Consider the following 22583-nt stretch of genomic DNA (forward strand, 5'->3'; position numbering starts at 1 on the left):
CTCCACCGGCGGCCCCGGCCCCCCGGCCGCCCCCGTGCCCCGCCGCCGACCCCGCGGCGCGTCCGGTACGGGGGGCCGCGCGCCCCGCCTCCGTACGCCGGGTCCCGGGGGCCGCGCGGGTCCACTCCGCCATCATCTGATGGCCCATCAGTCGGTGGCGCCCGGTTCCCTTGACTTCTCCCGGGGGCCGCAGCTCAATGGCCCCCGCGCCGCCCCTCCCGCCCAAGGAGGCACTCCATGGCGTCCCCCGCCCCCCGAACGTCCGCCGGAAGGCGCTCCGGAAGACCAGTGCGGCGCCGCCGCTGGACCGCGGTCCTCGGCGCCTTCGCCCTCGTCGCCGCCACGGTGGCGCTCGCCGCGCCCGCCACCGCCCGTACCAGCGCCGGTGACCCGGTCGAGTTCGCGACCCGCTGTGTGCCGCCGCCGATCTCCGGCGTACCGCCGATCAACGGCACCACGGGCGCGCGGATCACCGTCGACACCACCACGCCGAAGGTCGGCGACCGGGTCACCGTCGGCTACGAGGTGACGCGGGCCGCCGCGGGCAACCCCGTCGACCTGGCGCTGCCCGCAGACATCATGACCCCCACCGGCAAGGTCACCCTCGGCGGCGCGCAGAGCGGCGCGGTCGCCGTGACCGGGCCGAGGAAGAACCCACCCGTCCCCGGGAAGGGGGCCTTCCCGCCCTTCTCCATGACCGGCTCCTTCACGGTCACCTCGCCCGGCACGATCACCCTCTCCCCGGGTGACTACAACATCCACACCAGCTTCGTCATGGAACTGGACACCCCCTGCGCGGTGGCCACCCCGCCCGCGCCCGTCTCCGTGACCCTCACCGCCACCCAGGGGCCCGGCGGCGGCTCCCGCGAGCTGGGCCTCTCCGCCGCCAGCGGGAAGCCGGGGGAGCGGGTCACCGTCACCGGCGGTGGCTTCACCCCGCTCACCGACATCACCGTCGCCGGGCGGGCGGGCGCGGCCGAGACCGCCGACCGGATGACCCTCAGCACCGACTCCGAGGGCGCCTTCACCGCCCGGCTGAAGGTCAACGACACCGCCACCACCGGGATCGTCGCCTATGAGGGCCCGGCCTGGACGGCGGAGAAGGGCGCGGGCCCGGTCCCGTACACCGTCGGCGACGGCGGCACCCCGCTGCCCCCGGGCAGCCAGCGGATCACCGCGAACGTGACGACGGGCACCCTGTCGATGACCCAGGCCGGTGACGCGGTCCAGCTCTCCACGGTCGACTACGGCACCGGGGGATCCGCCACCGGCGGCCTGCGGACCGTGACCGTGAAGGACTACCGGGGCGGGCCCGCGGGCTGGTCCCTCACCGGCAAGGTCACCGACTTCACCGGCCCCGGCGGCGCCACCATCGGTGCCGGACGGCTCCACTGGACCCCCGAGTGCGCCACCCGGCCGGGCAGCCCCAGTACCTGCGTGGCGGGCTCCAGCGGCCCGGTCGGCACCGAGGGCGCCACCCTGGCCTCCACCCCGAACGCCACCACCACCGGCGGCGAGTTCACCGTGGACGCGGGGCTGTCGCTGCGGGTCCCGGCCTTCAGCGCGCCCGGCGCGTACGCGGGGGTGCTGACCCTGACCCTGACCTGAGCGACCCGGAGATCCCCACGCCGAGGCATCCGGTGGGCCGGGCGGACCCGGCCCACCCCCACTCCCGAGGGCCCGCAGCCATGTCCCTGCCGCACCCGCGCCCCCTTCTCGTCCTCCCTCTCGTCCTCCCTCTTGTTCTCCTCGCCGCCCTGCTCACCCCCGCCCGCGCCGCCGACAACGGCGAGTGGTCCGTCTACCCCGTCGCGTCGGGGGCCGCGGCGCGGCCGTACTTCTATCTCACCGCCGCCCCCGGCACCACGCTCACCGACCGGGTCGTCATCAGCAACAAGACGAACGCGCCCCGCGCCTTCCGGCTGTACGCGGCCGACGCCTACAACACCGCCCGGGACGGCGGCTTCGCCGTACGGTCGGCGGGGGAGCGCCAGCGGGGCGTCGGCGCCTGGGCCCGGCCCGGCCGGGAGCGGGTGACCGTGCCCGCGCGGGCGTCCGTGACCATCCCGTACACCCTCACCGTCCCGGCGTCCGCGATCCCCGGAGACCACCCCGGCGCCCTGGTCGCCCTGGACGAACATGTCGCCGGAGCCCCCGGCCGGGTCGCCCTCGGCGTCCGGCGGGCCGTCGGCGCCCGGGTCTATCTCCGGGTGGCGGGACCCACCGTCCCCGGGCTCTCCATCGAGGACGTCACCCTGCGCCAGGACCGCCCGCTGCTGCCCGGCACCCGGCCCAGCCGCGCCCTGATCGGCTACACCCTCCACAACCGGGGCAATGTCACCCTCAGCCCCGAGGTCGCCCTCACCGCCGAAGGGCTCTTCGGCCGCACCCTGCTGCGCCGCACCCTCAGCGGTGTCCCCGCCGAACTGCTGCCGCGCCAGCGGATCCGGCTCACCGCGCGGTGGCCCGGCTCCCCGCAGCTCGACCGGGGTGAGATCCGGCTCACGGCCACCGCCCGGGAGGTCCGCGAGTCGGCTCGGGTGCCCTTCCTCGCCCTGCCCTGGCTCCCCTTGGCCCTGCTCGCGGCCCTGGTCGGAGCGCTGTGGCTGTGGCGGCGCACCCGCCAGGACCGCCCCCGCTGAGCGCCCCGGACGAGAGCCGAGGGCGTACGGGAGGGACCTTCGCGACCCTCGTGTGCCCCGGGGCGCCCCACATCGGCGACAATGGGCGGCATGAGCGTTCGCACCCCCTCCGCCGAGCCCGCCCCGCACCGGGCGGGCTTCGCCTGCTTCGTCGGCCGCCCCAACGCGGGCAAGTCCACCCTCACGAACGCTCTGGTCGGCCAGAAGGTGGCCATCACCTCCAACCGGCCACAGACCACCCGGCACACCGTGCGGGGCATCGTCCACCGGCCCGAGGCCCAGCTGATCCTGGTCGACACCCCCGGTCTGCACAAGCCGCGCACCCTGCTCGGCGAGCGGCTCAACGACGTGGTCCGCACCACCTGGGCCGAGGTCGACGTCATCGGCTTCTGTCTGCCCGCGGACCAGAAGCTCGGCCCCGGTGACCGCTTCATCGTCAAGGAACTGGCGGGGATCAAGAAGACCCCGAAGGTCGCCATCATCACCAAGACCGACCTGGTGGACTCCAAGACCCTGGCCGAGCAGCTGCTCGCCGTGGCCCGGCTCGGCGAGGAGCTCGGCTTCGAGTGGGCCGAGATCGTGCCCGTCTCGGTGGTGGGCGACCAGCAGGTGGGCCTGCTGGCCGATCTGCTGGTGCCGCTGCTGCCGGAGGGCCCCGCGCTCTACCCGGAGGGCGACCTCACCGACGAGCCGGAGCAGGTCATGGTGGCCGAGCTGATCCGCGAGGCCGCGCTGGAGGGCGTCCGGGACGAGCTGCCGCACTCCATCGCCGTCGTCGTGGAGGAGATGCTGCCGCGCGAGGACCGCCCCGCCGACCGGCCGCTGCTCGACATCCACGCCAATGTCTTCATCGAGCGCCCCAGCCAGAAGGGGATCATCATCGGCCCCAAGGGCAAGCGCCTGAAGGAGGTCGGCATCAAGTCCCGGCAGCAGATCGAGGCCCTGCTGGGCACGCCGGTCTATCTGGATCTGCATGTCAAGGTCGCCAAGGACTGGCAGCGGGACCCCAAGCAGCTGCGGCGCCTGGGCTTCTGAGCCGGCCGGTCCGATGGTGCCCGGGCCGCTGACCCGGCGGGCCCGTCCTGGCCGGGCCGCCGCCCGCTCCGCCCGTGGCGCCCGGGTTCCCGACCGGTCCGGGGCGCCCGTGGTGTGCCGGGCCGCCCGCGCGGGCGCCGCCCGGGCGCCGGGCGGCTCGTCCGCCTCCCCTCAGGCGCCGTCCTTCCACACCCGGGTGATCAGTTCGCTCTGGGACGCGGTCAGCCGGGGGTCGGCGCAGTACACCGTCCGCCCGTCCACGGTGATCTCGTAGGCGAACCCGTCCGGCACGCCCACCGGCCGTGTCTCCCTCCCCTCCGCCAGAGCCCGCTCGGCGAGTTCCCGCCATGTGTCCGTGTCGGACCGCGCCGAGGTCTCCACCTCGGCGAACCGTTCGATCCCGGCGAAGCCGCCGGTGCGTCGTACCTGGATGCGCATGGGTTCCGTTCTAGGGCGTGTCTGGTGGATCAGGCTGGGTCAGGGAGCGGGGTCTGGTGCCGTGGATCGCAAGGCGGAGGAGGGAGTCACTGCGGTGGGGGTACCTCCCGTGCCCGAAGGGCACAGGGGGCCATTGGCGACTGACGACAACGCGGCGAGGCGTGGTGCCAGGGCACGCGAGCCCAGCAAGATCCACCAGACACGCCCTGGTGCCGCCCGGCCGTGGCGAAACCGGGGGGCGGGCGGGGGCTGACGTTCCCGTGGGTCCCGCCCCGGCCAGCCCGCGTCAGTCGGAGGGGACCCCGACCTGGGCCCATGCCTTCTGGACCGCCTGGCGCTCGGCGCCCTCCCCGTAGCGGGTGTGCGCGGCGGCCACCGTCAGCCGGGCGAAGTCGGCGAACTGGGCGTCGGGGTCGAGTTCGCCGCCGGTCAGGGTGTCGTACCAGATCTGTCCGGCGCGCTCCCACGACTTGCCGCCGAGCTCGGTGGCGAGCAGGTAGAAGGCGCGGTTGGGGATGCCGGAGTTGATGTGGACACCGCCGTTGTCCCGGCCGGTGTGGACGTAGTCGTCCATCGAGCCCGGCTGGGGGTCCTTGCCGAGGACATCGTCGTCGTAGGCGGTGCCCGGCTCCTTCAGGGAGCGCAGCGCGACCCCGGTGACCCGGGGCGCCAGCAGTCCCGCGCCGATCAGCCAGTCGGCCTGGTCGGCGGTCTGGTCCAGGGTGTACTGCTTCACCAGCGAGCCGAAGACGTCGGAGACGGACTCGTTGAGCGCGCCGGACTGGGCGAAGTAGTCCAGGTTGGCGGTGTACTGGGTGAGGCCGTGCGCCAGCTCGTGGGCGATGACGTCGACCGGGATCGAGAAGTCGAGGAAGATCTCGCCGTCACCGTCGCCGAAGACCATCTGCTCGCCGTCCCAGAAGGCGTTCGCGTACTTGCGGCTGTAGTGGACGCTGGCGACCAGCGGCAGTCCGGCGCCGTCGAGGGAGTCCCGGCCGTACGAGGAGAGCAGCAGCTCGAAGGTGGCGCCGAGGCCCGCGTACACCCGGTTGACGGTGGCGTCCCGGCCCGGCGCCTCGCCTTCGGAGCGCACCTTGCGGCCGGGCAGGTTCTTGGTGTGCTCGCAGTCGTGGATGGTCCGGTGCGGCCGTCCGGTGGGGGCCGGGGCCGGAGCCGGGGCCGGGGCGGCGGCGAGCAGCCCGGCGACCGTGTTGAGCCGCCGCTGGGTGCGCAGCGCCGCGTCCTGCTGGAGGGTGCTGCGGGCGGGGTCGGCGACGACGGGGTCACCGGCGCGGGCGAGCTTGTCGAGGACGTGGGGCGGGACGATGGTGCAGAAGGTGGGGTGGATGAGAGCCATACTCGGAAATGTGGCAGCGAGTCACTGTTCTGTCACTACTCGCAACCAGGATGAGCGATTTCGAGTGACATCGTCCGACCTGCTCCCGTGCCGGGTGTGGTGGGGGTGGCGCACGGGGTGGCCGCCGGGATGGCGATCGAGGGGTCCGCATAGTGATACGGGACCGCCGGGCGCGGATGGCTCGGTTAAGCTGCCTCGCATCATGCGTTTCGGGCTGCTTCTCCTTAGCCGCCGCGGTGAGGGCCTGTAGTCGTAGGCCGACTCCCTCCCCGCGGGATCCGGTGCTGCTCGAACCGTCGGCCGTCCTCCATCTGGATCCGAGGAGCCCCGCGTCATGACGCATCCGTCCGTAGGACGCCCCACCCCGATCACCAACGCGACCCACACCCAGGGCCCGTCCGGGATGGCGATTCACAAGTACGGCCCGTACGAGGCCGTCGACCTGCCCGACCGCACCTGGCCGCAGAACCGGATCACCAAGGCCCCCCGCTGGCTCTCCACCGATCTGCGCGACGGCAACCAGGCGCTGATCGACCCGATGTCGCCCGCCCGCAAGCGCGAGATGTTCGATCTGCTGGTCCGGATGGGCTACAAGGAGATCGAGGTCGGCTTCCCCTCCTCCGGTGAGACCGACTTCGCGTTCGTCCGCTCGATCATCGAGGACGGCGCGATCCCCGAGGACGTGACGATCTCCGTCCTCACCCAGGCCCGCGAGGAACTGATCGAGCGGACCGTGGAATCCCTGCGCGGCGCCCACCGGGCCACCGTGCACCTGTACAACGCCACCGCGCCCGTCTTCCGCCGGGTCGTCTTCCGGGGCAGCAGGGACCAGGTCCGGCAGATCGCCGTGGACGGCACCCGGCTGGTGATGGAGTACGCGGAGAAGCTGCTGGGGCCCGAGACCGTCTTCGGCTACCAGTACAGCCCCGAGATCTTCACCGACACCGAGCTGGACTTCGCGCTGGAGGTCTGCGAGGGCGTCATGGACGTCTGGCAGCCGGAGGAGGGGCGGGAGATCATCCTGAACCTGCCCGCCACCGTGGAGCGCTCCACCCCCTCCACCCACGCGGACCGGTTCGAGTGGATGAGCCGCCACCTCTCCCGCCGGGAGTACGTCTGCCTCTCCGTCCACCCCCACAACGACCGGGGCACCGCCGTCGCCGCCGCCGAGCTGGCGGTCATGGCGGGCGCCGACCGGATCGAGGGCTGTCTGTTCGGGCAGGGTGAGCGCACCGGCAACGTCGACCTGGTGACGCTGGGCATGAACCTCTTCTCCCAGGGCGTCGACCCGCAGATCGACTTCTCGCAGATCGACGAGATCCGTCGTACCAGCGAGTACTGCAACCAGATGGAGATCCACCCGCGCCACCCCTACGCGGGCGACCTCGTCTACACCGCCTTCTCCGGCTCCCACCAGGACGCCATCAAGAAGGGCTTCGACGCGATGGCCGCCGACGCGGAGGCCGCCGGGAAGACGGTCGACGAGATCGAGTGGGCCGTGCCCTATCTGCCGATCGACCCCAAGGACGTGGGCCGCTCCTACGAGGCGGTCATCCGGGTCAACTCGCAGTCCGGCAAGGGCGGTATCGCCTATGTGCTGAAGAACGACCACAAGCTGGACCTGCCGCGCCGGATGCAGATCGAGTTCTCCCGGATCATCCAGGCCAAGACCGACAGCGAGGGCGGCGAGGTCACCCCGGCGGACATCTGGTCCGTGTTCCGGGACGAGTATCTGCCGAATCCGGAGAACCCGTGGGGCCGGATCCAACTGCGTTCCGGACAGACCACGAGCCAGAGCGACGGACTGGACCGGCTCTCCGTCGAGGCGGTCGTCGACGGTGCCGAGACCGTGCTGGCGGGCGAGGGGAACGGTCCGATCTCGGCCTTCTTCGCGGCGCTCAACGCCGTGGGGGTTGACGTCCGGCTGCTCGACTACACCGAGCACACCATGAGCGAGGGGGCGTCCGCGCAGGCCGCGTCCTACATCGAGTGCGCCATCGACGGCAAGGTGCTGTGGGGCATCGGTATCGACGCCAACACGACCCGGGCGTCGCTGAAGGCGGTCGTCTCGGCCGTCAACCGCGCGGCTCGCTGATCCGGGTCTCCTTCCGACCCGCGTGGCCCCGGTCCGTCCCTGGTGGACGGGCCGGGGCCACGGCGTTCTCCGGGCCCGCGGGACGGGGCGGGGAATCGGCCATGTACCGCCCTACCTCGGCCGGGGGTGCTGACGCCCTGGCTCACCTGTGGCTAACATCACGTCAACGCGGCGACGTTGCCGGAGCGTTACGGAGGTGCGAGGTGCGGGCGGACCGTGGATCGTTTGGCCGAAAGCTGCTGATCTGCGGCGTGCACACCTCATGGAACACCGTAGGGGATGGAGATTTCTTCTGCCCCGAGTGCGGAGGCGACCGCAACTACCGGCGGCGCACGGGCCGCCGCCGCTTCACCCTGCTGGGCGTTCCGCTGATGCCGCGCGGTGTGGCCGGGCCCGTCATCGAATGCGCCATGTGCCAGACCCACTTCGGCATGGACGCCCTGGACCATCCGACGACCGCCCGTTTCTCCGCGATGCTCCGCGACGCCGTCCATACCGTGGCCCTCGCGGTCCTCGCCTCCGGGGGCACCTCCTCCCGTACGGTCCGGGAGACCGCCGTCGCCACCGTCCGCGCCGCCGGACTGCACGACTGTACGGAGGACCAGCTCACGGCCCTGATCGAGGCCCTGGCGGCGGACACCGGACGCTTCGTGACGGACACCGGGCCCTACGGCGCGGCGCTCGCCATCGAGCTGCACGAGGCCCTGGAGCCGCTGGCGCCGCATCTGGCGGCGGCGGGGCGGGAGTCGATCCTGCTCCAGGGTGCGCGGATCGCGCTGGCGGACGGGCCCTACAGCGCGGCCGAGCGCGAGGTGCTGGTGACGGTGGGCACGGCGCTGCGGCTGCCGCCCGAGGACACCGCCCGGCTGCTGTCCACCGCCCGTACGCCCTCTCCCTGAGATCGCCCGCACTCCTGCGTGAGCGGCCCTGGAGCGGATGCCGGGGCGGACACCGGCGGACAAGGAGGAGCCGGTGGGCCCGGGGGCCCACCGGCTGTGGGGTGTGCGGGTGGAGCGGTGGTGCCTACAGGTAGTAGAGCCCGTAGATGCTGTTCGGCTCGGCCGACTTCTGGTAGAAGGTGATGCCGCCGACGGAGCAGTTGCCGCTGCCGCCGGAGAGCAGACCGAGGGCCGCGTTGCCCGCGAAGAGCGGGCCGCCGCTGTCGCCCGGCTGGGCGCAGGCGTTGGTCTGGATGGTGTCGTACACGACCAGCCCGCCGCCGTAGTTCACCGTCGCGTTGGTGCTGAGCACCGAACCGGTCCGGTAGCCGGTCGTGGAGCCGCTGCGCTCGATGCGCTGGCCCACGAAGGGCGCGCCCTGGCCGGTGATGTCACGGTAGGTGCCGTTGTAGAGGTAGACCCGGCCGTCGGCCGCGGCCTGGTTGTTGTGGTAGAGGACACCGAAGTCGTTCACCGCGAAGCTGGAGGCCGCGACCGGTCCGATGCTCCACGGGGAGCCGAGGTTGGTGCAGTGCCCGGCGGTGAGGGCGTAGTTCGCCCGCCCGTTGCTGACGTTGAAGCCGAGCGAACAGCGTGAGCCGCCGCCGTAGATGGCCTCGCCGCCCGCGATCATCGGCTTGAACTTGCCCGCGGTCCGCTTGATCTCGACGGACGCGCCGCCGTCTCTCTTGATCTGCGCGATCTCCGCGGCCGTCACCGTGGAGTCGGCCTGCACGACGACCTTGCCCCGCGCCGCGTCGGTGTACCAGGCGGTACCGCCGACATCGGCCTTCAGGACGGCGCTGCTCGCCTTGGAGAGCTGGGTGGCGGTGGGGGTCGATGCGGCGGACGCGGTCGGGGCCGCGACCACGGCCGCGGTCGCCAGGCTGGCCGCGACGGCCACGAGCTTCGCCTGCCCTGCCAAAAGGCGCTTGATCTTCACGTATGTCCTCCCGGAGAAATCCTTGACCCGTGCGGTGGACGGGCCGGGGAGCGGTGCCGCGCGTGCGGCGCCGCGCATGGTGCGCTGTACGTGAGGTGCGGTGGTGCGTGTGGCGCTGTACCTGTGCGGGCCCGGCCGTATGTACGGGAGCGGAGTGAGCCGCCCGTGGCGGCGCTCCCGGGTGTTCGGCCGGGCCGGGGTGAGCCGGTGCGCTTGGTGCGGTGAAACGTTTCGACATGCGTCGGCGTACGAGTGAAACGTTTGACGCGCGACCGCCGGGCTGGCTGCCCGGTCCGGTGGCGCCCCGGTGGTGTGGCGGGTGTCGCGGGCGGTGCCGGGTCAGGATCGACCCCGCGACCGCCGGGGCGTGCCGGCGGACCGCCGGTTCAGCGGAGGGCCCGTCCACCGGGGGACAGGCGGTCGTTCGGCCATCGGATCACCCGGTCGTCCGACCTGGTGACCCCCGGTCTTCACGCCACTGTCCCTCCGGTCCGCGGACCTCCTCATTCCCCGGACATCCAGCCACCCAGCCATCCCGCCCTTCGGTCGATCCGGTCGATCCACCCGCCGGACGATCGAGCCATGGGGTCCACCGGCTCACTCCGCCCGTCAGCCGTTCTACCGGCCGGCCGTTCAACGGTCCGCGCCCTGACAACCCCCATGACGTGGGCAGTCATGAGCCTGTCAGAGCACGTGATAGGGATCCTGCGGCTCGCCCGGCACAGCGACAAGTTCGCCTTTCGGACGCTCTACGCGCGTCTGGCATGTGCCGCTGGCGCGTGGCCGGATCATGGCCCTCGGGCCCGCCGTTCGCCGCTGGGGCGGAAGTGAGACAGCCGGACTTGTGGGATCGGCCGCCCGTGGGGCCCGTGGTTTCGGCCAGGTTCCGGGCAAAAGCGGGGCGCGGCCCGGTCCGTGGCGCGCCCCCGGGCGCACAACCGGCGGTTTCTTATCGCTTTAACCGCCGCTCACAACGGACGTACCGTACGCGTGGATCCATCCTCCAGGAGATCTCCAGAGGTTCTCCCGGGAACCCGGCGAGAGCGGTGGAGGGGATTCCGCTACGCCGGGACCGGGGAGTGCGCCGCAAAGCTCCCCGGGTGAGGGCGGGGTCGGGCCACGCGGGCCGGAAAGCCTGTGTCACGGCGGCAGATGTGAGCGCGGAAGTCGACTGTCCGCCTCCGCTCGCCGGGACGCTCCGGGCGGTACGCGCGATTCGTCCTGCTGTTCTGGGTGTCTGAAACCCTTCACCGACTACTCCCGGGGGAGTAATCGCGCCCTCCGGAGTCCCGGCGAGGTACCCCCGATCTCCGTCCCGGGCCCGACGAACGCGCGCCCCCGGCGCGGAACGCTGGTCCCACACACACCACGGAGGGAAGCACCCATGGGTTCCGTCAGTCGGCGAACGCGCGCCGTTCCCTGGACCGTTCTGCTCTTCTGGGCCGTCGCCATCGCCCTGTCCGTGCCCTTCGCGGGCAAGCTCGGCGACGTCCAGCGGGACAACGTCGTCGACTACCTCCCCGCGAGCGCCGACTCCACCCAGGCCGCCACCATCGAGCAGCGGCTCCCCGGCGGCGAGAGCACCGAGGTCGTCCTCGTCTACGCACGCGAGAGCGGGCTCACCGCCGCCGACCGGGCCGCCGTCACCCGGCAGACCGACGCCATCGCCACCGCCCACCAGCTCACCCCCGCCCCCCGCGCGGTCCCCTCCCAGGACGGCACGACCCTGATGGTGCCGCTCTCCACCACCGTCCCCGCCGATGACGAGGCCAGGACCGCCTTCGTCGAGGACATCCGGGAGCGGGTCGAGGGCGGCGGCGGACTGACGGTCGAGGTCGGCGGCCCCAGTGCCGTCCAGAGCGACATGGAGGCCGTCTTCGAGACCATCGACGGCACCCTGATGATCGCGACCGTCGCCGTCGTCGCCGTGCTCCTGGTCGTCACCTACCGCAGCCCGCTCCTGTGGCTGCTGCCCCTGCTCGTCGTCGGTGTCGCCGCCCTCGCCACCCGCGCGGTGGTCTACGGCCTCGTCCAGGGCTTCGACCTCACCGTCACCAGCCAGAGCGCGGGCGTGATGACGGTGCTCGTCTTCGGCGCGGGCACCGACTACGCGCTGCTCCTGGTCGCGCGCTACCGGGAGGAACTGCGCCGCCACGAGTCCCCGTACACGGCGATGGCCGCCGGGCTGCGCGGCTGCGGACCCGCGATCCTCGCCTCCTGCGGCACCGTGGCCGCCGGACTGCTCTGTCTGCTCGCCGCCGACCTCAACAGCGCGCGCGGACTCGGACCCGTCGGCGCGGTCGGGGTGGTCGTCGCGCTCGCCGCCATGATGACGCTGCTGCCCGCGCTGCTGGTGCTGTTCGGCCGCCGCATCTTCTGGCCGCTGATCCCCGTGTACGGAAGCGAGTCCACCAAGCGCCCCTCGGTCTTCTCCCGGATGGGCAGCTCCGCCGCACGCCGCCCGGTCGCCGTCCTGCTGTGCGGGGTGATCGCGCTCGGGGCGCTCTCGCTGGGCGCCCTCAAGGCCCCCGGGGCGCTCAAGCAGGAGGACTCCTTCTCGAAGCGCCCGGAGTCGGTGTCCGCCTCCCTGACCCTCGCGGACGCCTTCCCGGAACGCTCCAGCCAGCCCGTGCTCATCGCCACCCCCACCGAACGCGCCGAGAAGACGCTGACGACCGCGCGCGCCACCCAGGGCGTCGCGTCCGCCGAACGAGGACGCTCCGCCGACGGCTGGACCGAGGTCCTCGTCTTCCCCAGGGACACCCCCGAGTCGGCGGCCGAGACCGCCACCATCGAGAAGCTCCGCGCCGACCTCGACGGCTCCTACGTCGGCGGCCCCAGCGCCCAGCAACTCGACCTGGAGAACACCAACTCCTCCGACCGCAAGGTCGTCATCCCGCTCGTCCTCGGCGCCGTCCTGCTGATCCTCATGGCCCTGCTGCGCAGCGTCGTCGCCGCGGTCGCGCTGACGGTCGCCATGGTCGCCGTCTGGGCGGCGACCATGGGCATCGGCGGACTGGTCTTCGAACCGCTCTTCGGCTTCCAGGGCACCGACTCGACACTCGCGCTCTTCTCCTTCGTCTTCCTCGTCGCCCTGGGCGTCGACTACGGCATCTTCCTGATGCACCGGATGCGCGAGGAGGCCCTCGCCGGGGCCGACCCCGCCACCGCCGCCCTCACCGCCCTGCGCACCACCGGAGGGGTGATCGCCTCGGCGGGCGTCGTCCTGGCGGCCACCTTCGCCGTGCTGATGGCCCTGCCGCTGGTGCCGCTGATGGAACTGGGCTTCGTGGTGGCGGTGGGGGTGCTGCTCGACACCTTCCTGGTGCGGACCTACCTGGTGACCTCGGCGAGCCTGCTGCTGGGCCGCTGGATGTGGTGGCCGGGAGCGCTCTTCCGGCGCGGGAGCGGTGAGGGCCCCCCTGGTGACTCCGCCACCGCCCTCGACCCCGACACCGGCCGCGCGCCCTCGGAGCGGGAACCGTCGCGCGCCTGATGACCGGCGCCGCCGCACCCCCCCCGCGCGCGGTGCCGCACCACCCCTCTCGCAACCTCCGTGCGAGAGGGGTGGTCCCCGCTCCCACGCCAACCGGTCGCCGCGCCCGCTTCGGTACGGGCCGTTTCCGTGCGGGCGGGGCCAGTCCGGCACCTGCGCTGACTGGTCCCGTACCGACCCGATCAGCCTCGCTCCCGTACCGACCGCTCCCGTACGACCGCTTCCGTACCGACCCGATCAGCCCGCTCCCGTACCGACCGCTCCCGCCGTCGCCGCGCCCGGTGCCGCCGACCGCCACCCGGCGGGAGCCCGTTCCCGGCAGGATCACGGCATGGAGACCACACCGCCCCCCACCCGGCCCCGACTGGGCGAGCGCGTCCTGACCGCCGTCAGCCGCGATCCGCTCACCGCTCCGCACCGGCTGCGCAACGACACCGTCGGCGCCGTCCTGGTGGCGGCCCTCTCCGTGCTCATCGCCCACTGCTCCGGCAACGGCCGCGCCCCCGACGCGATCGGCTGGCCGCTGCTGTTCGCCGCGTGCGCCGTGCTGCCCTGGCGCCGCTCCCGCCCCCTCCTGGTGCTGGCGGCCGTGATCCTGTGCACCCTCCCGTACCACGCGATGGACTACACCCACACCGGGCCGATCCCCCCGACCCTGCTCGCCCTCTACACCGTGGCCGCCACCTCGCGCCCCCGGCACACCGTCCTCGTCGGCTGTGGTGTCGTCGTCCTGGTGCTGTCGATCATGATCGGGGGCGACCCCGACCAGGGACTCCAGCTGCTGCGGGTCTCCGGCTGGATCCTGATGGTCCTCTTCATCGGCGTCGACGTCCGCATCTACCGCCGCTACATCGCCTCCGTCGTGGCCCGCGCCGAACACGCCGAACGCACCCGTGAGGAGGAGGCGGGCCGCCGGGTCGCCGAGGAACGGCTGCGCATCGCCCGCGACCTCCACGATCTGCTGGCCCACTCCATCACCCTGATCGGCGTGCGCACGGCGGTCGCCTCCCACATCCTGACCGTCGACCCGGACAAGCTCGACCGGGCCGCCGTCGCCGCCGCGCTCGACGAGATCGCCGAGACCTGCCGCACGGCACGCGGAGAACTGCGCACCACCCTGTCCGTGCTGCGCACGGACGCTTCGGAGGACGGCCCGCTGCCGGACCTCGCCGCCCTCCCCGAACTGGTCCGCACCGCCCACGGCACCCTGACCCTGCGCCCCGGAGCGGAGCCGCTGCCCCCGGCCGTGACCGCCGCGACCTACCGCATCGTCCAGGAGGCGCTCACCAACGCCGTCCGCCACGGCGGCCACGGCACCCGGATCACCGTCGACGTCATACGGGAGGGCCCGGCCCTCCATGTGACCGTCACCAACGACGACAGCGGCACCCCCACGGGCGTCACCGGCTCCGGCTACGGCCTCCTCGGTATGCGCGAGCGCGCCCGCAGCGTCGGCGGCACGGTCACGGCGGGCCCGCGCGACGCGGGCGGCTTCACCGTGGCGGCGGTGCTTCCGGCGCGGACACCCCGGGAGGAGGCTTCCCCGTGACGTGTGGACCAGGGCGGCGCGGGCCCAACGGCCCCACCCGGTCCGCCCCTTGCGGCCCGGCCGTCACCCCCGCTCGCCTACGCTGAGCCGCATGTCGCCGACCGACACCCCCATCAGGGTCCTCCTCGCGGACGACCAGCTCCTCGTCCGCGCCTCCTTCGCCATGCTCGTCGAGTCCGCCCCGGACATGCGGGTCACCGGTCAGGCCGCCGACGGGGCCGAGGCCATCGACCTCGCCCGCGCCACCGATCCCCATGTCGTCGTCATGGATCTGCGGATGCCCGTCCTCGACGGGGTGGAGGCCACCCGCCGTATCGCCGCCGACCCGGCGCTCTCGGGCGTCCGGGTGCTCGCGCTCACGACCTACGACACCGACGAGGACGTCATCGCGGCGCTGCGCGCGGGCGCGTCCGGGTTCCTGGTGAAGGACATCCGCCCCGCCGAACTCCTGGACGCGATCCGCACGGTCGCCTCGGGCGAGTCCCTGCTCTCGCCGGGCCCCACCGCCCGTCTGATCGCCCGGGTGCTCAGCACCCCCCAGACCCCGGAGCTGCCCGACGCCTTCGGCCCGTCCGGCCTCACCGAACGCGAGCGCCAGGTGCTCACCCTGGTGGCGCGCGGCCTCAACAACACCGAGATCGCCGACTCCCTCGGACTGTCACCCCTGACGGCGAAGACCCACGTCAGCCGGATGATGGGCAAGCTCCGCGTCCGCGACCGCGCCCAGCTGGTGATCATCGCCTATGAGTCGGGCCTGATCGTCCCGGGGACCCATCCGCAGAGCTAGGGACCCTCACTCCACAGCACGAGGGACCCTCACTCCGCACAGCCCGGTCTCCCGCTCGGCCGTCGCGCGGATCCGGATGATCTCGGCGATGGCCTCACCAGGGTCTTTCTCGCCCGCCGTTACCAGGTCTTCCAGCGCCCGCGGACGAGCCGCGCGCTCCGGGTGCCGCTGGACGGCGACGAAGACCGCCCACGCGTGGACGAACGTCCGCAGAGGAGCCAGGCTCCCGATCCGCTGGGCGTTGGTCGCCGCCTCGAACAGGTGCTGGGTGAGCGCCGGAACCTGGCCGGGAGCGATGCGCGCCACGGCCGTGCGCAGGCCCTCCGGGGTCAGCTCGGGCAGGGGGACCAGCGGTCCGTACGGGTTCTCGGGCGGTGCGCTCACGGACTCCTCCGGCGGTGCGGGCGCGATGGCCCCGTACGGTACCGCCGTTCCGGGCTCCTCCATGGCGCGCCGTCGCATGCCCTGGAAGCGACGCCGCGCCCGGCCCGCCACGCGCGCGCCGGGTGGGCGTGCTGGTGTGCGGAGCCTCCTCGTACGTACGGGACAATGAGGCCATGAGCTTGTTCCGTGACGACGGCGTCGTGCTGCGCACCCAGAAGCTGGGCGAGGCGGACCGCATCATCACGCTGCTCACCCGTGGTCACGGACGGGTGCGCGCGGTCGCGCGGGGCGTGCGGCGGACGAAGTCGAAGTTCGGGGCGCGGCTGGAGCCCTTCTCCCATGTCGATGTGCAGTTCTTCGCGCGCGGGAGCGAGCTGATCGGGCGCGGGCTGCCGCTGTGCACCCAGAGCGAGACCATCGCGCCCTACGGCGGCGGGATCGTCAGCGACTACGCCCGGTACACGGCGGGCACCGCGATGCTGGAGACCGCCGAACGCTTCACCGACCACGAGGGCGAGCCCGCCGTCCAGCAGTATCTCCTCCTGGTGGGCGGGCTGCGGTCGCTGGCGTCCGGGGAGCACGCGCCCCATCTGATCCTCGACGCCTTCCTGCTGCGCTCCCTCGCGGTCAACGGCTACGCGCCGAGCTTCGACGACTGCGCCCGCTGCGGCCTGAGCGGCCCCAACCGCTTCTTCTCCGTGGCCGCCGGCGGCGTCATATGCGGCGACTGCCGGGTCCCCGGGAGCGTCGTCCCCTCACCCGAGGCGATCGGCCTGCTCAGCGCCCTGCTGACGGGCGACTGGCCCACGGCCGACGGATGTGAGCCCCGGTATGTGCGCGAGGGCAGCGGGCTGGTCTCCGCCTATCTGCACTGGCACCTGGAGCGCGGTCTGCGCTCGCTCCGATACGTCGAGAAGTAGGCGCCGAGAAGTAGCGAAGCAGCACTGATCAGCACTGAGTAGCACTGGGTAGTGCGAAGTAGTACGAAAGAGGAGTTGTGAGCCGCATGGTACGACGCGGAATCCTGAGCCGGAACCGCCGTGAGTACAAGACCCCCGAGCCCCACCCCTCCGGTGCGACACCCCCCCGGATTCCCCAGGAGCTCGTTCCCCGCCATGTGGCATGCGTCATGGACGGCAACGGCCGATGGGCCAAGGAGCGCGGTCTGCCGCGCACCGAAGGGCACAAGGTCGGTGAGGCCGTCGTGCTCGACGTCCTCAAGGGCTGCCTGGAGATGGGCGTCAAGAACCTCTCCCTCTACGCCTTCTCCACCGAGAACTGGAAGCGTTCGCCCGACGAGGTCCGCTTCCTGATGAACTTCAACCGCGATGTCATCCGGCGGCGCCGGGACGAGATGGACGAGCTGGGGATCCGGATCCGCTGGGTCGGCCGGATGCCCAAGATGTGGAAGTCGGTCGTCCAGGAGCTTCAGATCGCCCAGGAGCAGACCCAGCGGAACGACGCGATGACCCTGTACTTCTGTGTGAACTACGGGGGCCGGGCGGAGGTCGCGGACGCGGCGCAGCGGATCGCCCGCGATGTGGCCGCCGGGCTGCTGGATCCGGGGAAGGTCAATGAGAAGACCTTCCAGAAGTACCTCTACTACCCCGATATGCCGGACGTCGACCTCTTCCTGCGGCCCAGCGGGGAGCAGCGGACGTCGAACTTCCTGATCTGGCAGAGCAGCTACGCGGAGATGGTCTTCCAGGACGTGCTCTGGCCGGACTTCGACCGCCGGGATCTGTGGCGGGCCTGCCTGGAGTACGCCAAGCGCGACCGCCGGTTCGGTGGCGCCATCCCCAACCAGGTCTAGGAACCACCAGGTCTGGGGACCGACAGCGGAGCCCGGGTCGTGGGACCCGGGCTTCTGGCGCGGTGCGTAGGGGCGTGCGCCGCGCCGCCTCGCGGAGAGGCGGGGTCCGCGGGTCAGGAGGCGGCGCACTCCGCGCAGGTGCCGAAGATCTCCACCGTGTGGGCCACGTTCACGAAGCCGTGCTGGGCGGCGACCGACTCCGCCCAGGTCTCCACCGCCGGGCCCTCCACCTCCACCGCCTTGCCGCACATACGGCAGACCAGATGGTGGTGGTGGTCATCGGTCGAGCAGCGCCGGTAGACCGACTCGCCGTCGCTGGTGCGCAGCACGTCGACCTCTCCGGCGTCGGCGAGGGACTGGAGGGTGCGGTAGACCGTCGTCAGACCGACCGAGGCGCCTTGGTGCTTCAGCAGGTCGTGCAGCTCCTGCGCGCTGCGGAACTCGTCCACCTCGTCGAGCGCCGCGGCCACCGCGGCGCGCTGCCGCGTCGACCGGCCTCGTACGGGAGCGGTGTTACCGCCGCTGGGCGCCGTCACCACGGGTGCCTCCTCGCCTCGACTCAGGAAAAACGCGTTCGAGGCCAATTCTGCCAGGCTCGGCGTTCAGAGCCTGACGTCCTCCGCCGGGCGGCGCGTGAGGGGCAGCTCGGCGGTGCACTCGGGCGCGGTGTCCGCCCCGGCTCCTTCCCGTACGCCGGCCCGGGCGCGGCGCCGGGCCAGGGGGCCCGCGAGCGCCGTCAGGAGGACGAAGACGCCGATCGCGAGGAGGACGATCGTCGCGCCCGGGGGCACGTCCTGGTAGTACGAGGTCGTCGTGCCCGCCAGCGCCACGCTCACCCCGATGCCGACCGCGAGCGCGAAGGTCGCCTTGAACGAGCGGGTGAGCTGCTGCGCCGCCACCACGGGCACCACCATCAGCGCGCTGACCAGCAGCAGGCCCACCACCCGCATGGCGACCGAGACGGTCACGGCGGCGGTGACCGCGATCAGGAGGTTGAGCGCCCGCACCGGCAGCCCGGTGACCCGGGCGAACTCCTCGTCCTGGCTGACGGCGAAGAGCTGGCGCCGCAGCCCCACCGAGACCAGCAGGACGAAGGCGGCCAGGACCGCGATGGCGGTCAGATCGGCGTCGGAGACGGTGGAGAGGGAGCCGAAGAGATAGGAGCCGAGGTCGGCGGTGGAGCCGGTGTCGGAGACGTTGATCAGCAGGACGCCGCCCGCCATGCCGCCGTAGAAGAGCATGGCGAGCGCGATGTCGCCGCGTGCCTTCCCGTACGTCCTGATCAGCTCCATCAGCACCGCGCCGAGCACGGAGACCAGCGCCGCCGTCCACAGCGGGCTGGTGGAGAGCAGGAAGCCGAGGCCCACACCGGTCATCGCGACATGGCCGATGCCGTCGCCCATCAGCGCCTGGCGGCGCTGGACGAGGTAGACACCGATCGCGGGGGCGGTGAGCCCGACCAGCAGGGCCGCGAGCAGCGCGCGCTGCATGAAGGCGGTCTCGAGGATTTCCATGGTCAGCTCAGCAGTCCGGTGTGGAGCGGCTCGTCGGCCGCGTGGGGGTGGACGTGGTCATGGCCGGGCAGCGCGTGCTGGCCGACAGCCTTCGGCGGCGGCCCGTCATGCACCACACAGCCGTCCCGGAGGACGACCGCGCGGTCGATCAGCGGTTCCAGGGGTCCCAGCTCATGGAGGACGAGCAGCACTGTCGTCCCGGCCGCCACCTGGTCACGCAGGGTGGTGGCGAGCACCTCCTGGCTGGCCAGATCGACGCCCGCCATCGGCTCGTCCATGATCAGCAGCCGGGGTTCGGCGGCCAGCGCCCGCGCGATCAGCACCCGCTGGTGCTGGCCGCCGGAGAGCGCGCTCACCGAGTCCTGGGCCCGGTCGGCCAGGCCCACCAGGGCGATGGCCCGGTCGACGGCGGCGCGGTCGGCCTTGCCCAGCCGTCCCAGCCGGGTACGGGAGAGCCGTCCCGAGGTGACGACCTCGCGCACGGTCGCCGGGACCCCGCTGGCCGCGGTGGTGCGCTGGGGCACGTACCCGACACGGGACCAGGCGCGGAAGCGGCGCAGCTCGGTGCCGAAGAGCTCGACCGTGCCCTCGGTGAGGGGCACCCGGCCGATCACGGAGCGTACGGCGGTGGACTTGCCGGAGCCGTTGGCGCCGAGCAGGGCGACGACCTCGCCCTCGTACACCTGGAGGTCGACCCCGCGCAGCACGGGCCGGGAGCCCAGGGAGGCGCGGGCTCCGCGCAGCGAGATGACCGGTTCGCGGTCGGGGGATATGACGGATGTCGCGGGCATCAGCGGCTTCCCAGCGCCTTCTGGAGCGCGGTCAGGTTGGCGTCCATCACCTGGAGGTAGTCCGCGCCCCGGGACTTCTCGGTGATCCCTTCGAGCGGATCGAGGACGTCCGTCTTCAGTCCGGCGTCCTGGGCCAGTGTCTTCGCGGTGCGGTCGCTGGCGAGGGTCTCGAAGAAGACGGTGGTCACCTTGTCCTTCGCGGCGATGGAGTGCAGCTCCTTGATCCGGGCGGGGCTGGGCTCGGAGCCCGGCGCGATGCCCGTGATGCCCTCCTGGTCGAGGCCGTAGCGCTCGGCGAGGTGGCCGAAGGCGGTGTGGGTGGTGATGAAGGTCTTGGTGGTGGTGTTCTTCAGGCCCTCCTGGTACCGGGCGTGGAGTGCGTTCAACTCGGTGACCAGGGCGGTGGCGTTGGCGCGGTAGGTGGCGGCGTGGTCGGGGTCGGCCTTGGCGAGGGTCTCGCCGACGCCCCGGGCGGCCTCGGCGTACTGCACCGGGTCGAGCCAGATGTGGGGGTCGGTGCCGGACTCGTGCTCATGGGAGTGGCCGTGATCGCCGTCGGGGCCCTTCTCAGGGCTCTTCTCGGTGCTCTTGCCGTCGTCCTTGGCCGGTCCGGTGGGCTGGGCGGGTTCGGTGCCGTGGTCATGGCCGTCGCCCGGGGCGTGGCTGTCACCGGAGCTGTGGTCGTGACCGTCCGTGCCGCCGTGGTCGTGGTCGCTCTCGCCGTGGGCCTTGTGCCCGCCGGAGTCGGTCGTACCGGTCGCACCGGTCGCGGCCGGGGTGTGGTCCGCCGCCGTCGTCAGGGTCGCCGCGTCGATCTTGTGCGGGACGTCCGCCTGCGCGATCACCTTGTCCACGGCGGGCTGGAGCCCCTTCAGATACAGCACGTACCCCGCCTCGCCCAGCCGCGCGGTCTGGCGCGGGGTGAGCTCCAGGTCATGGGGTTCGACGCCCGGCTTGGTCAGGGTGGTGACCTCGACCCGGTCCCCGCCGACGCGCTCCGCCAGGAACTGGAGCGGATAGAAGGACGCCGTCACCCTCAGCCTGCCGTCGTCCGTGGTGCCCTCGGAGGCGTCGGAGGAGGAGCAGGCCGCGGTGGCCGCGAGGCCGAGGGCGAGGCCCGCGGCGAGGACCGTGGTGCGGATGGGGCGGCGTACGTTCATGACAGTCATTTTCAACAAAAGTGGAAACGATTGTCAATAATCTGTTCGATAGCCCGGCTCGGCCCGGACCGTCCCCATCGATTTGATCCGGAGGGTACGCGCGCCGGTAACCTGGACCGATCGGCACCCCGAGCGCGGGGGAGGTCCGTATTCGCGGTTCGTAAGTAAGTCGTCATCGACCGTCGTTCACCAGTCGTCATCTATGAAGAGAGCACCGTGGCCGCCGACAAGATCGACACCATCGTCAGCCTCAGCAAGCGCCGTGGCTTCGTGTACCCCTGTAGTGAGATCTACGGCGGACAGCGCGCCGCCTGGGACTACGGACCGCTCGGCGTCGAGCTGAAGGAGAACATCAAGCGCCAGTGGTGGCGCTACATGGTCACCGCGCGCGAGGACGTCGTCGGACTCGACTCGTCGGTGATCCTGGCCCCCGAGGTCTGGGAGGCGTCCGGCCACGTCGCCACCTTCTCCGACCCGCTGACCGAGTGCACCTCCTGCCACAAGCGCTACCGCGCCGACCACCTGGAAGAGGCGTACGAGGCCAAGCACGGCCGCACCCCCGAGCACGGTCTGGCCGACATCAACTGCCCCAACTGCGGCAACAAGGGCACCTTCACCGACCCCAAGCAGTTCTCCGGCCTGCTCTCCACCCACCTCGGCCCCACCCAGGACTCCGGCTCGGTCGCCTATCTGCGCCCCGAGACCGCCCAGGGCATCTTCACCAACTTCGGCCAGGTCCAGCAGACCTCGCGCAAGAAGCCGCCCTTCGGCATCGCGCAGATGGGCAAGTCCTTCCGCAACGAGATCACGCCCGGCAACTTCATCTTCCGCACCCGCGAGTTCGAGCAGATGGAGATGGAGTTCTTCGTCAAGCCGGGCGAGGACGAGCAGTGGCAGGAGTACTGGATGGAGCAGCGCTGGAACTGGTACACCGGTCTCGGCCTGCGCGAGGAGAACATGCGGTGGTACGAGCACCCGCAGGAGAAGCTCTCCCACTACTCCAAGCGCACCGCCGACATCGAGTACCGCTTCCAGTTCGGCGGCAGTGAGTGGGGCGAGCTGGAGGGCGTCGCCAACCGCACCGACTACGACCTGGGCGCCCACTCCAAGGCCTCCGGCCACGACCTCTCCTACTTCGACCAGGAGGCGGGCGAGCGCTGGACCCCGTATGTCATCGAGCCCGCCGCCGGTGTCGGCCGCACCATGCTGGCCTTCCTCCTCGACTCCTACAGCGAGGACGAGGCGCCCAACGCCAAGGGCGTCATGGAGAAGCGCGCCGTGATGCGTCTGGACCCGCGCCTGGCGCCGGTGAAGGTCGCGGTCCTGCCGCTCTCCCGCAACCCGCAGCTCTCGCCCAAGGCCAAGGGCCTGGCCGCCGATCTGCGCCAGCACTGGAACATCGAGTTCGACGACGCGGGCGCCATCGGCCGCCGCTACCGCCGCCAGGACGAGATCGGCACGCCGTTCTGCGTCACCGTCGACTTCGACACCCTCGACGACAACGCGGTCACCGTGCGCGAGCGTGACTCGATGGCCCAGGAGCGGGTCTCCCTGGACCAGATCCAGCAGTACCTCGGCGCCAAGCTGATCGGCTGCTGACCCCGTCGCCCGGGTGAGGGTCCGCCCCGGGCGCCCAGACGC

19 protein-coding genes are annotated in these 22583 nt (G+C 72.1%); 11 read left to right on the plus strand and 8 right to left on the minus strand.

What is annotated here, in order from left to right; genetic code table 11:
* The first annotated feature begins 237 nt into the window (after nt 1–237).
* From ACFVIM_RS17460 to era, 3 genes are all read left to right on the plus strand, one after another.
* Nucleotides 238–1608: a beta-xylosidase gene (locus ACFVIM_RS17460; RefSeq protein ID WP_384302002.1), complete on the plus strand. Its 1371-nt coding sequence runs from the start codon at nt 238–240 to the stop codon at nt 1606–1608.
* A gap of 80 nt (nt 1609–1688) precedes the next feature.
* A complete protein-coding gene (locus ACFVIM_RS17465) occupies nt 1689–2642 on the plus strand; it encodes a WxL protein peptidoglycan domain-containing protein (RefSeq protein ID WP_384302004.1) in 954 nt (317 codons plus the stop codon).
* Nucleotides 2643–2723: 81 nt separating this feature from the next.
* On the plus strand, nt 2724–3677 hold the full coding sequence (gene era / locus ACFVIM_RS17470) for a GTPase Era (RefSeq protein ID WP_384302006.1): 954 nt from the start codon (nt 2724–2726) through the stop codon (nt 3675–3677).
* Nucleotides 3678–3848: 171 nt separating this feature from the next.
* Here the strand turns inward: era and ACFVIM_RS17475 are convergent, their stop codons facing one another.
* Nucleotides 3849–4115 carry a protealysin inhibitor emfourin gene (locus ACFVIM_RS17475; RefSeq protein ID WP_384302008.1) on the minus strand — a complete coding sequence of 89 codons (267 nt, stop codon included), beginning with the start codon at nt 4113–4115 and terminating at the stop codon, nt 3849–3851.
* A 286-nt stretch (nt 4116–4401) separates the two neighbouring features.
* Complete coding sequence (locus ACFVIM_RS17480; protein ID WP_384302010.1) at nt 4402–5472, minus strand: M4 family metallopeptidase; 1071 nt, start codon at nt 5470–5472, stop codon at nt 4402–4404.
* Nucleotides 5473–5806: 334 nt separating this feature from the next.
* On the opposite strand from ACFVIM_RS17480, the gene leuA reads away from it, so the two are divergent.
* Both leuA and ACFVIM_RS17490 read left to right on the plus strand, forming a co-directional pair.
* Nucleotides 5807–7567: a 2-isopropylmalate synthase gene (gene leuA, locus ACFVIM_RS17485; RefSeq protein WP_384302012.1), complete on the plus strand. Its 1761-nt coding sequence runs from the start codon at nt 5807–5809 to the stop codon at nt 7565–7567.
* Between the two features lie 203 nt (nt 7568–7770).
* Entirely contained in the window at nt 7771–8466 is a 696-nt protein-coding gene (locus ACFVIM_RS17490) for a TerB family tellurite resistance protein (protein ID WP_384302014.1), read from the plus strand.
* Nucleotides 8467–8590: 124 nt separating this feature from the next.
* On the opposite strand, the gene ACFVIM_RS17495 is transcribed toward ACFVIM_RS17490, so the two are convergent.
* Nucleotides 8591–9448 carry a S1 family peptidase gene (locus ACFVIM_RS17495; RefSeq protein WP_384302016.1) on the minus strand — a complete coding sequence of 286 codons (858 nt, stop codon included), beginning with the start codon at nt 9446–9448 and terminating at the stop codon, nt 8591–8593.
* Between the two features lie 1384 nt (nt 9449–10832).
* On the opposite strand from ACFVIM_RS17495, the gene ACFVIM_RS17500 reads away from it, so the two are divergent.
* From ACFVIM_RS17500 to ACFVIM_RS17510, 3 genes are all read left to right on the plus strand, one after another.
* Nucleotides 10833–12944 carry an MMPL family transporter gene (locus ACFVIM_RS17500; RefSeq protein WP_384302018.1) on the plus strand — a complete coding sequence of 704 codons (2112 nt, stop codon included), beginning with the start codon at nt 10833–10835 and terminating at the stop codon, nt 12942–12944.
* 331 nt (nt 12945–13275) lie between these two features.
* Nucleotides 13276–14493, plus strand: coding sequence for a sensor histidine kinase (locus tag ACFVIM_RS17505; protein WP_384302020.1), 1218 nt, complete (start codon nt 13276–13278; stop codon nt 14491–14493).
* Nucleotides 14494–14584: 91 nt separating this feature from the next.
* Complete coding sequence (locus ACFVIM_RS17510) at nt 14585–15280, plus strand: response regulator (protein WP_384302022.1); 696 nt, start codon at nt 14585–14587, stop codon at nt 15278–15280.
* A gap of 6 nt (nt 15281–15286) precedes the next feature.
* On the opposite strand, the gene ACFVIM_RS17515 is transcribed toward ACFVIM_RS17510, so the two are convergent.
* On the minus strand, nt 15287–15664 hold the full coding sequence (locus ACFVIM_RS17515; protein ID WP_384302024.1) for a hypothetical protein: 378 nt from the start codon (nt 15662–15664) through the stop codon (nt 15287–15289).
* A gap of 173 nt (nt 15665–15837) precedes the next feature.
* On the opposite strand from ACFVIM_RS17515, the gene recO reads away from it, so the two are divergent.
* Together recO and ACFVIM_RS17525 are read left to right on the plus strand one after the other, a co-directional pair.
* Nucleotides 15838–16584: a DNA repair protein RecO gene (gene recO, locus ACFVIM_RS17520; protein WP_384302026.1), complete on the plus strand. Its 747-nt coding sequence runs from the start codon at nt 15838–15840 to the stop codon at nt 16582–16584.
* A gap of 86 nt (nt 16585–16670) precedes the next feature.
* Nucleotides 16671–17477, plus strand: a complete 807-nt coding sequence (locus ACFVIM_RS17525) for an isoprenyl transferase (RefSeq protein WP_384302028.1) — start codon at nt 16671–16673, stop codon at nt 17475–17477.
* 113 nt (nt 17478–17590) lie between these two features.
* Here ACFVIM_RS17525 and ACFVIM_RS17530 read toward each other — a convergent pair whose 3' ends face one another.
* From ACFVIM_RS17530 to ACFVIM_RS17545, 4 genes are all read right to left on the minus strand, one after another.
* Nucleotides 17591–18016 (minus strand): Fur family transcriptional regulator, encoded by a 426-nt coding sequence (locus ACFVIM_RS17530; protein WP_384302030.1) that lies wholly within the window; start codon nt 18014–18016, stop codon nt 17591–17593.
* A gap of 63 nt (nt 18017–18079) precedes the next feature.
* Nucleotides 18080–18991, minus strand: coding sequence for a metal ABC transporter permease (locus ACFVIM_RS17535; protein WP_384302032.1), 912 nt, complete (start codon nt 18989–18991; stop codon nt 18080–18082).
* A gap of 2 nt (nt 18992–18993) precedes the next feature.
* Nucleotides 18994–19782 (minus strand): metal ABC transporter ATP-binding protein, encoded by a 789-nt coding sequence (locus ACFVIM_RS17540; protein ID WP_384302034.1) that lies wholly within the window; start codon nt 19780–19782, stop codon nt 18994–18996.
* Nucleotides 19782–20942 carry a metal ABC transporter substrate-binding protein gene (locus tag ACFVIM_RS17545; RefSeq protein ID WP_384302036.1) on the minus strand — a complete coding sequence of 387 codons (1161 nt, stop codon included), beginning with the start codon at nt 20940–20942 and terminating at the stop codon, nt 19782–19784. The genes ACFVIM_RS17540 and ACFVIM_RS17545 overlap by 1 nt, the downstream gene beginning before the upstream one ends.
* Before the next feature lie 216 nt (nt 20943–21158).
* Between ACFVIM_RS17545 and ACFVIM_RS17550 the strand changes: the two genes are divergently transcribed.
* On the plus strand, nt 21159–22541 hold the full coding sequence (locus ACFVIM_RS17550; RefSeq protein WP_384302038.1) for a glycine--tRNA ligase: 1383 nt from the start codon (nt 21159–21161) through the stop codon (nt 22539–22541).
* Nucleotides 22542–22583 lie beyond the last annotated feature (42 nt).

It is taken from the genome of Streptomyces sp. NPDC057638 (genome assembly GCF_042800315.1).
In the GTDB taxonomy this organism is placed as follows: domain Bacteria; phylum Actinomycetota; class Actinomycetes; order Streptomycetales; family Streptomycetaceae; genus Streptomyces.

Coding starts and splice junctions, on each gene's coding strand:
- ACFVIM_RS17460 (WP_384302002.1), top strand. CDS start 238: ATGGCGTCCCCCGCCCCCCGAACGTCCGCCGGAAGGCGCTCCGGAAGA.
- ACFVIM_RS17465 (WP_384302004.1), top strand. CDS start 1,689: ATGTCCCTGCCGCACCCGCGCCCCCTTCTCGTCCTCCCTCTCGTCCTC.
- era (WP_384302006.1), top strand. CDS start 2,724: ATGGGCGGCATGAGCGTTCGCACCCCCTCCGCCGAGCCCGCCCCGCAC.
- ACFVIM_RS17475 (WP_384302008.1), bottom strand. CDS start 4,115: ATGCGCATCCAGGTACGACGCACCGGCGGCTTCGCCGGGATCGAACGG.
- ACFVIM_RS17480 (WP_384302010.1), bottom strand. CDS start 5,472: ATGGCTCTCATCCACCCCACCTTCTGCACCATCGTCCCGCCCCACGTC.
- leuA (WP_384302012.1), top strand. CDS start 5,807: ATGACGCATCCGTCCGTAGGACGCCCCACCCCGATCACCAACGCGACC.
- ACFVIM_RS17500 (WP_384302018.1), top strand. CDS start 10,833: ATGGGTTCCGTCAGTCGGCGAACGCGCGCCGTTCCCTGGACCGTTCTG.
- ACFVIM_RS17505 (WP_384302020.1), top strand. CDS start 13,276: ATGGAGACCACACCGCCCCCCACCCGGCCCCGACTGGGCGAGCGCGTC.
- ACFVIM_RS17510 (WP_384302022.1), top strand. CDS start 14,585: ATGTCGCCGACCGACACCCCCATCAGGGTCCTCCTCGCGGACGACCAG.
- recO (WP_384302026.1), top strand. CDS start 15,838: ATGAGCTTGTTCCGTGACGACGGCGTCGTGCTGCGCACCCAGAAGCTG.
- ACFVIM_RS17525 (WP_384302028.1), top strand. CDS start 16,671: ATGGTACGACGCGGAATCCTGAGCCGGAACCGCCGTGAGTACAAGACC.
- ACFVIM_RS17535 (WP_384302032.1), bottom strand. CDS start 18,991: ATGGAAATCCTCGAGACCGCCTTCATGCAGCGCGCGCTGCTCGCGGCC.
- ACFVIM_RS17540 (WP_384302034.1), bottom strand. CDS start 19,782: ATGCCCGCGACATCCGTCATATCCCCCGACCGCGAACCGGTCATCTCG.
- ACFVIM_RS17545 (WP_384302036.1), bottom strand. CDS start 20,942: ATGAACGTACGCCGCCCCATCCGCACCACGGTCCTCGCCGCGGGCCTC.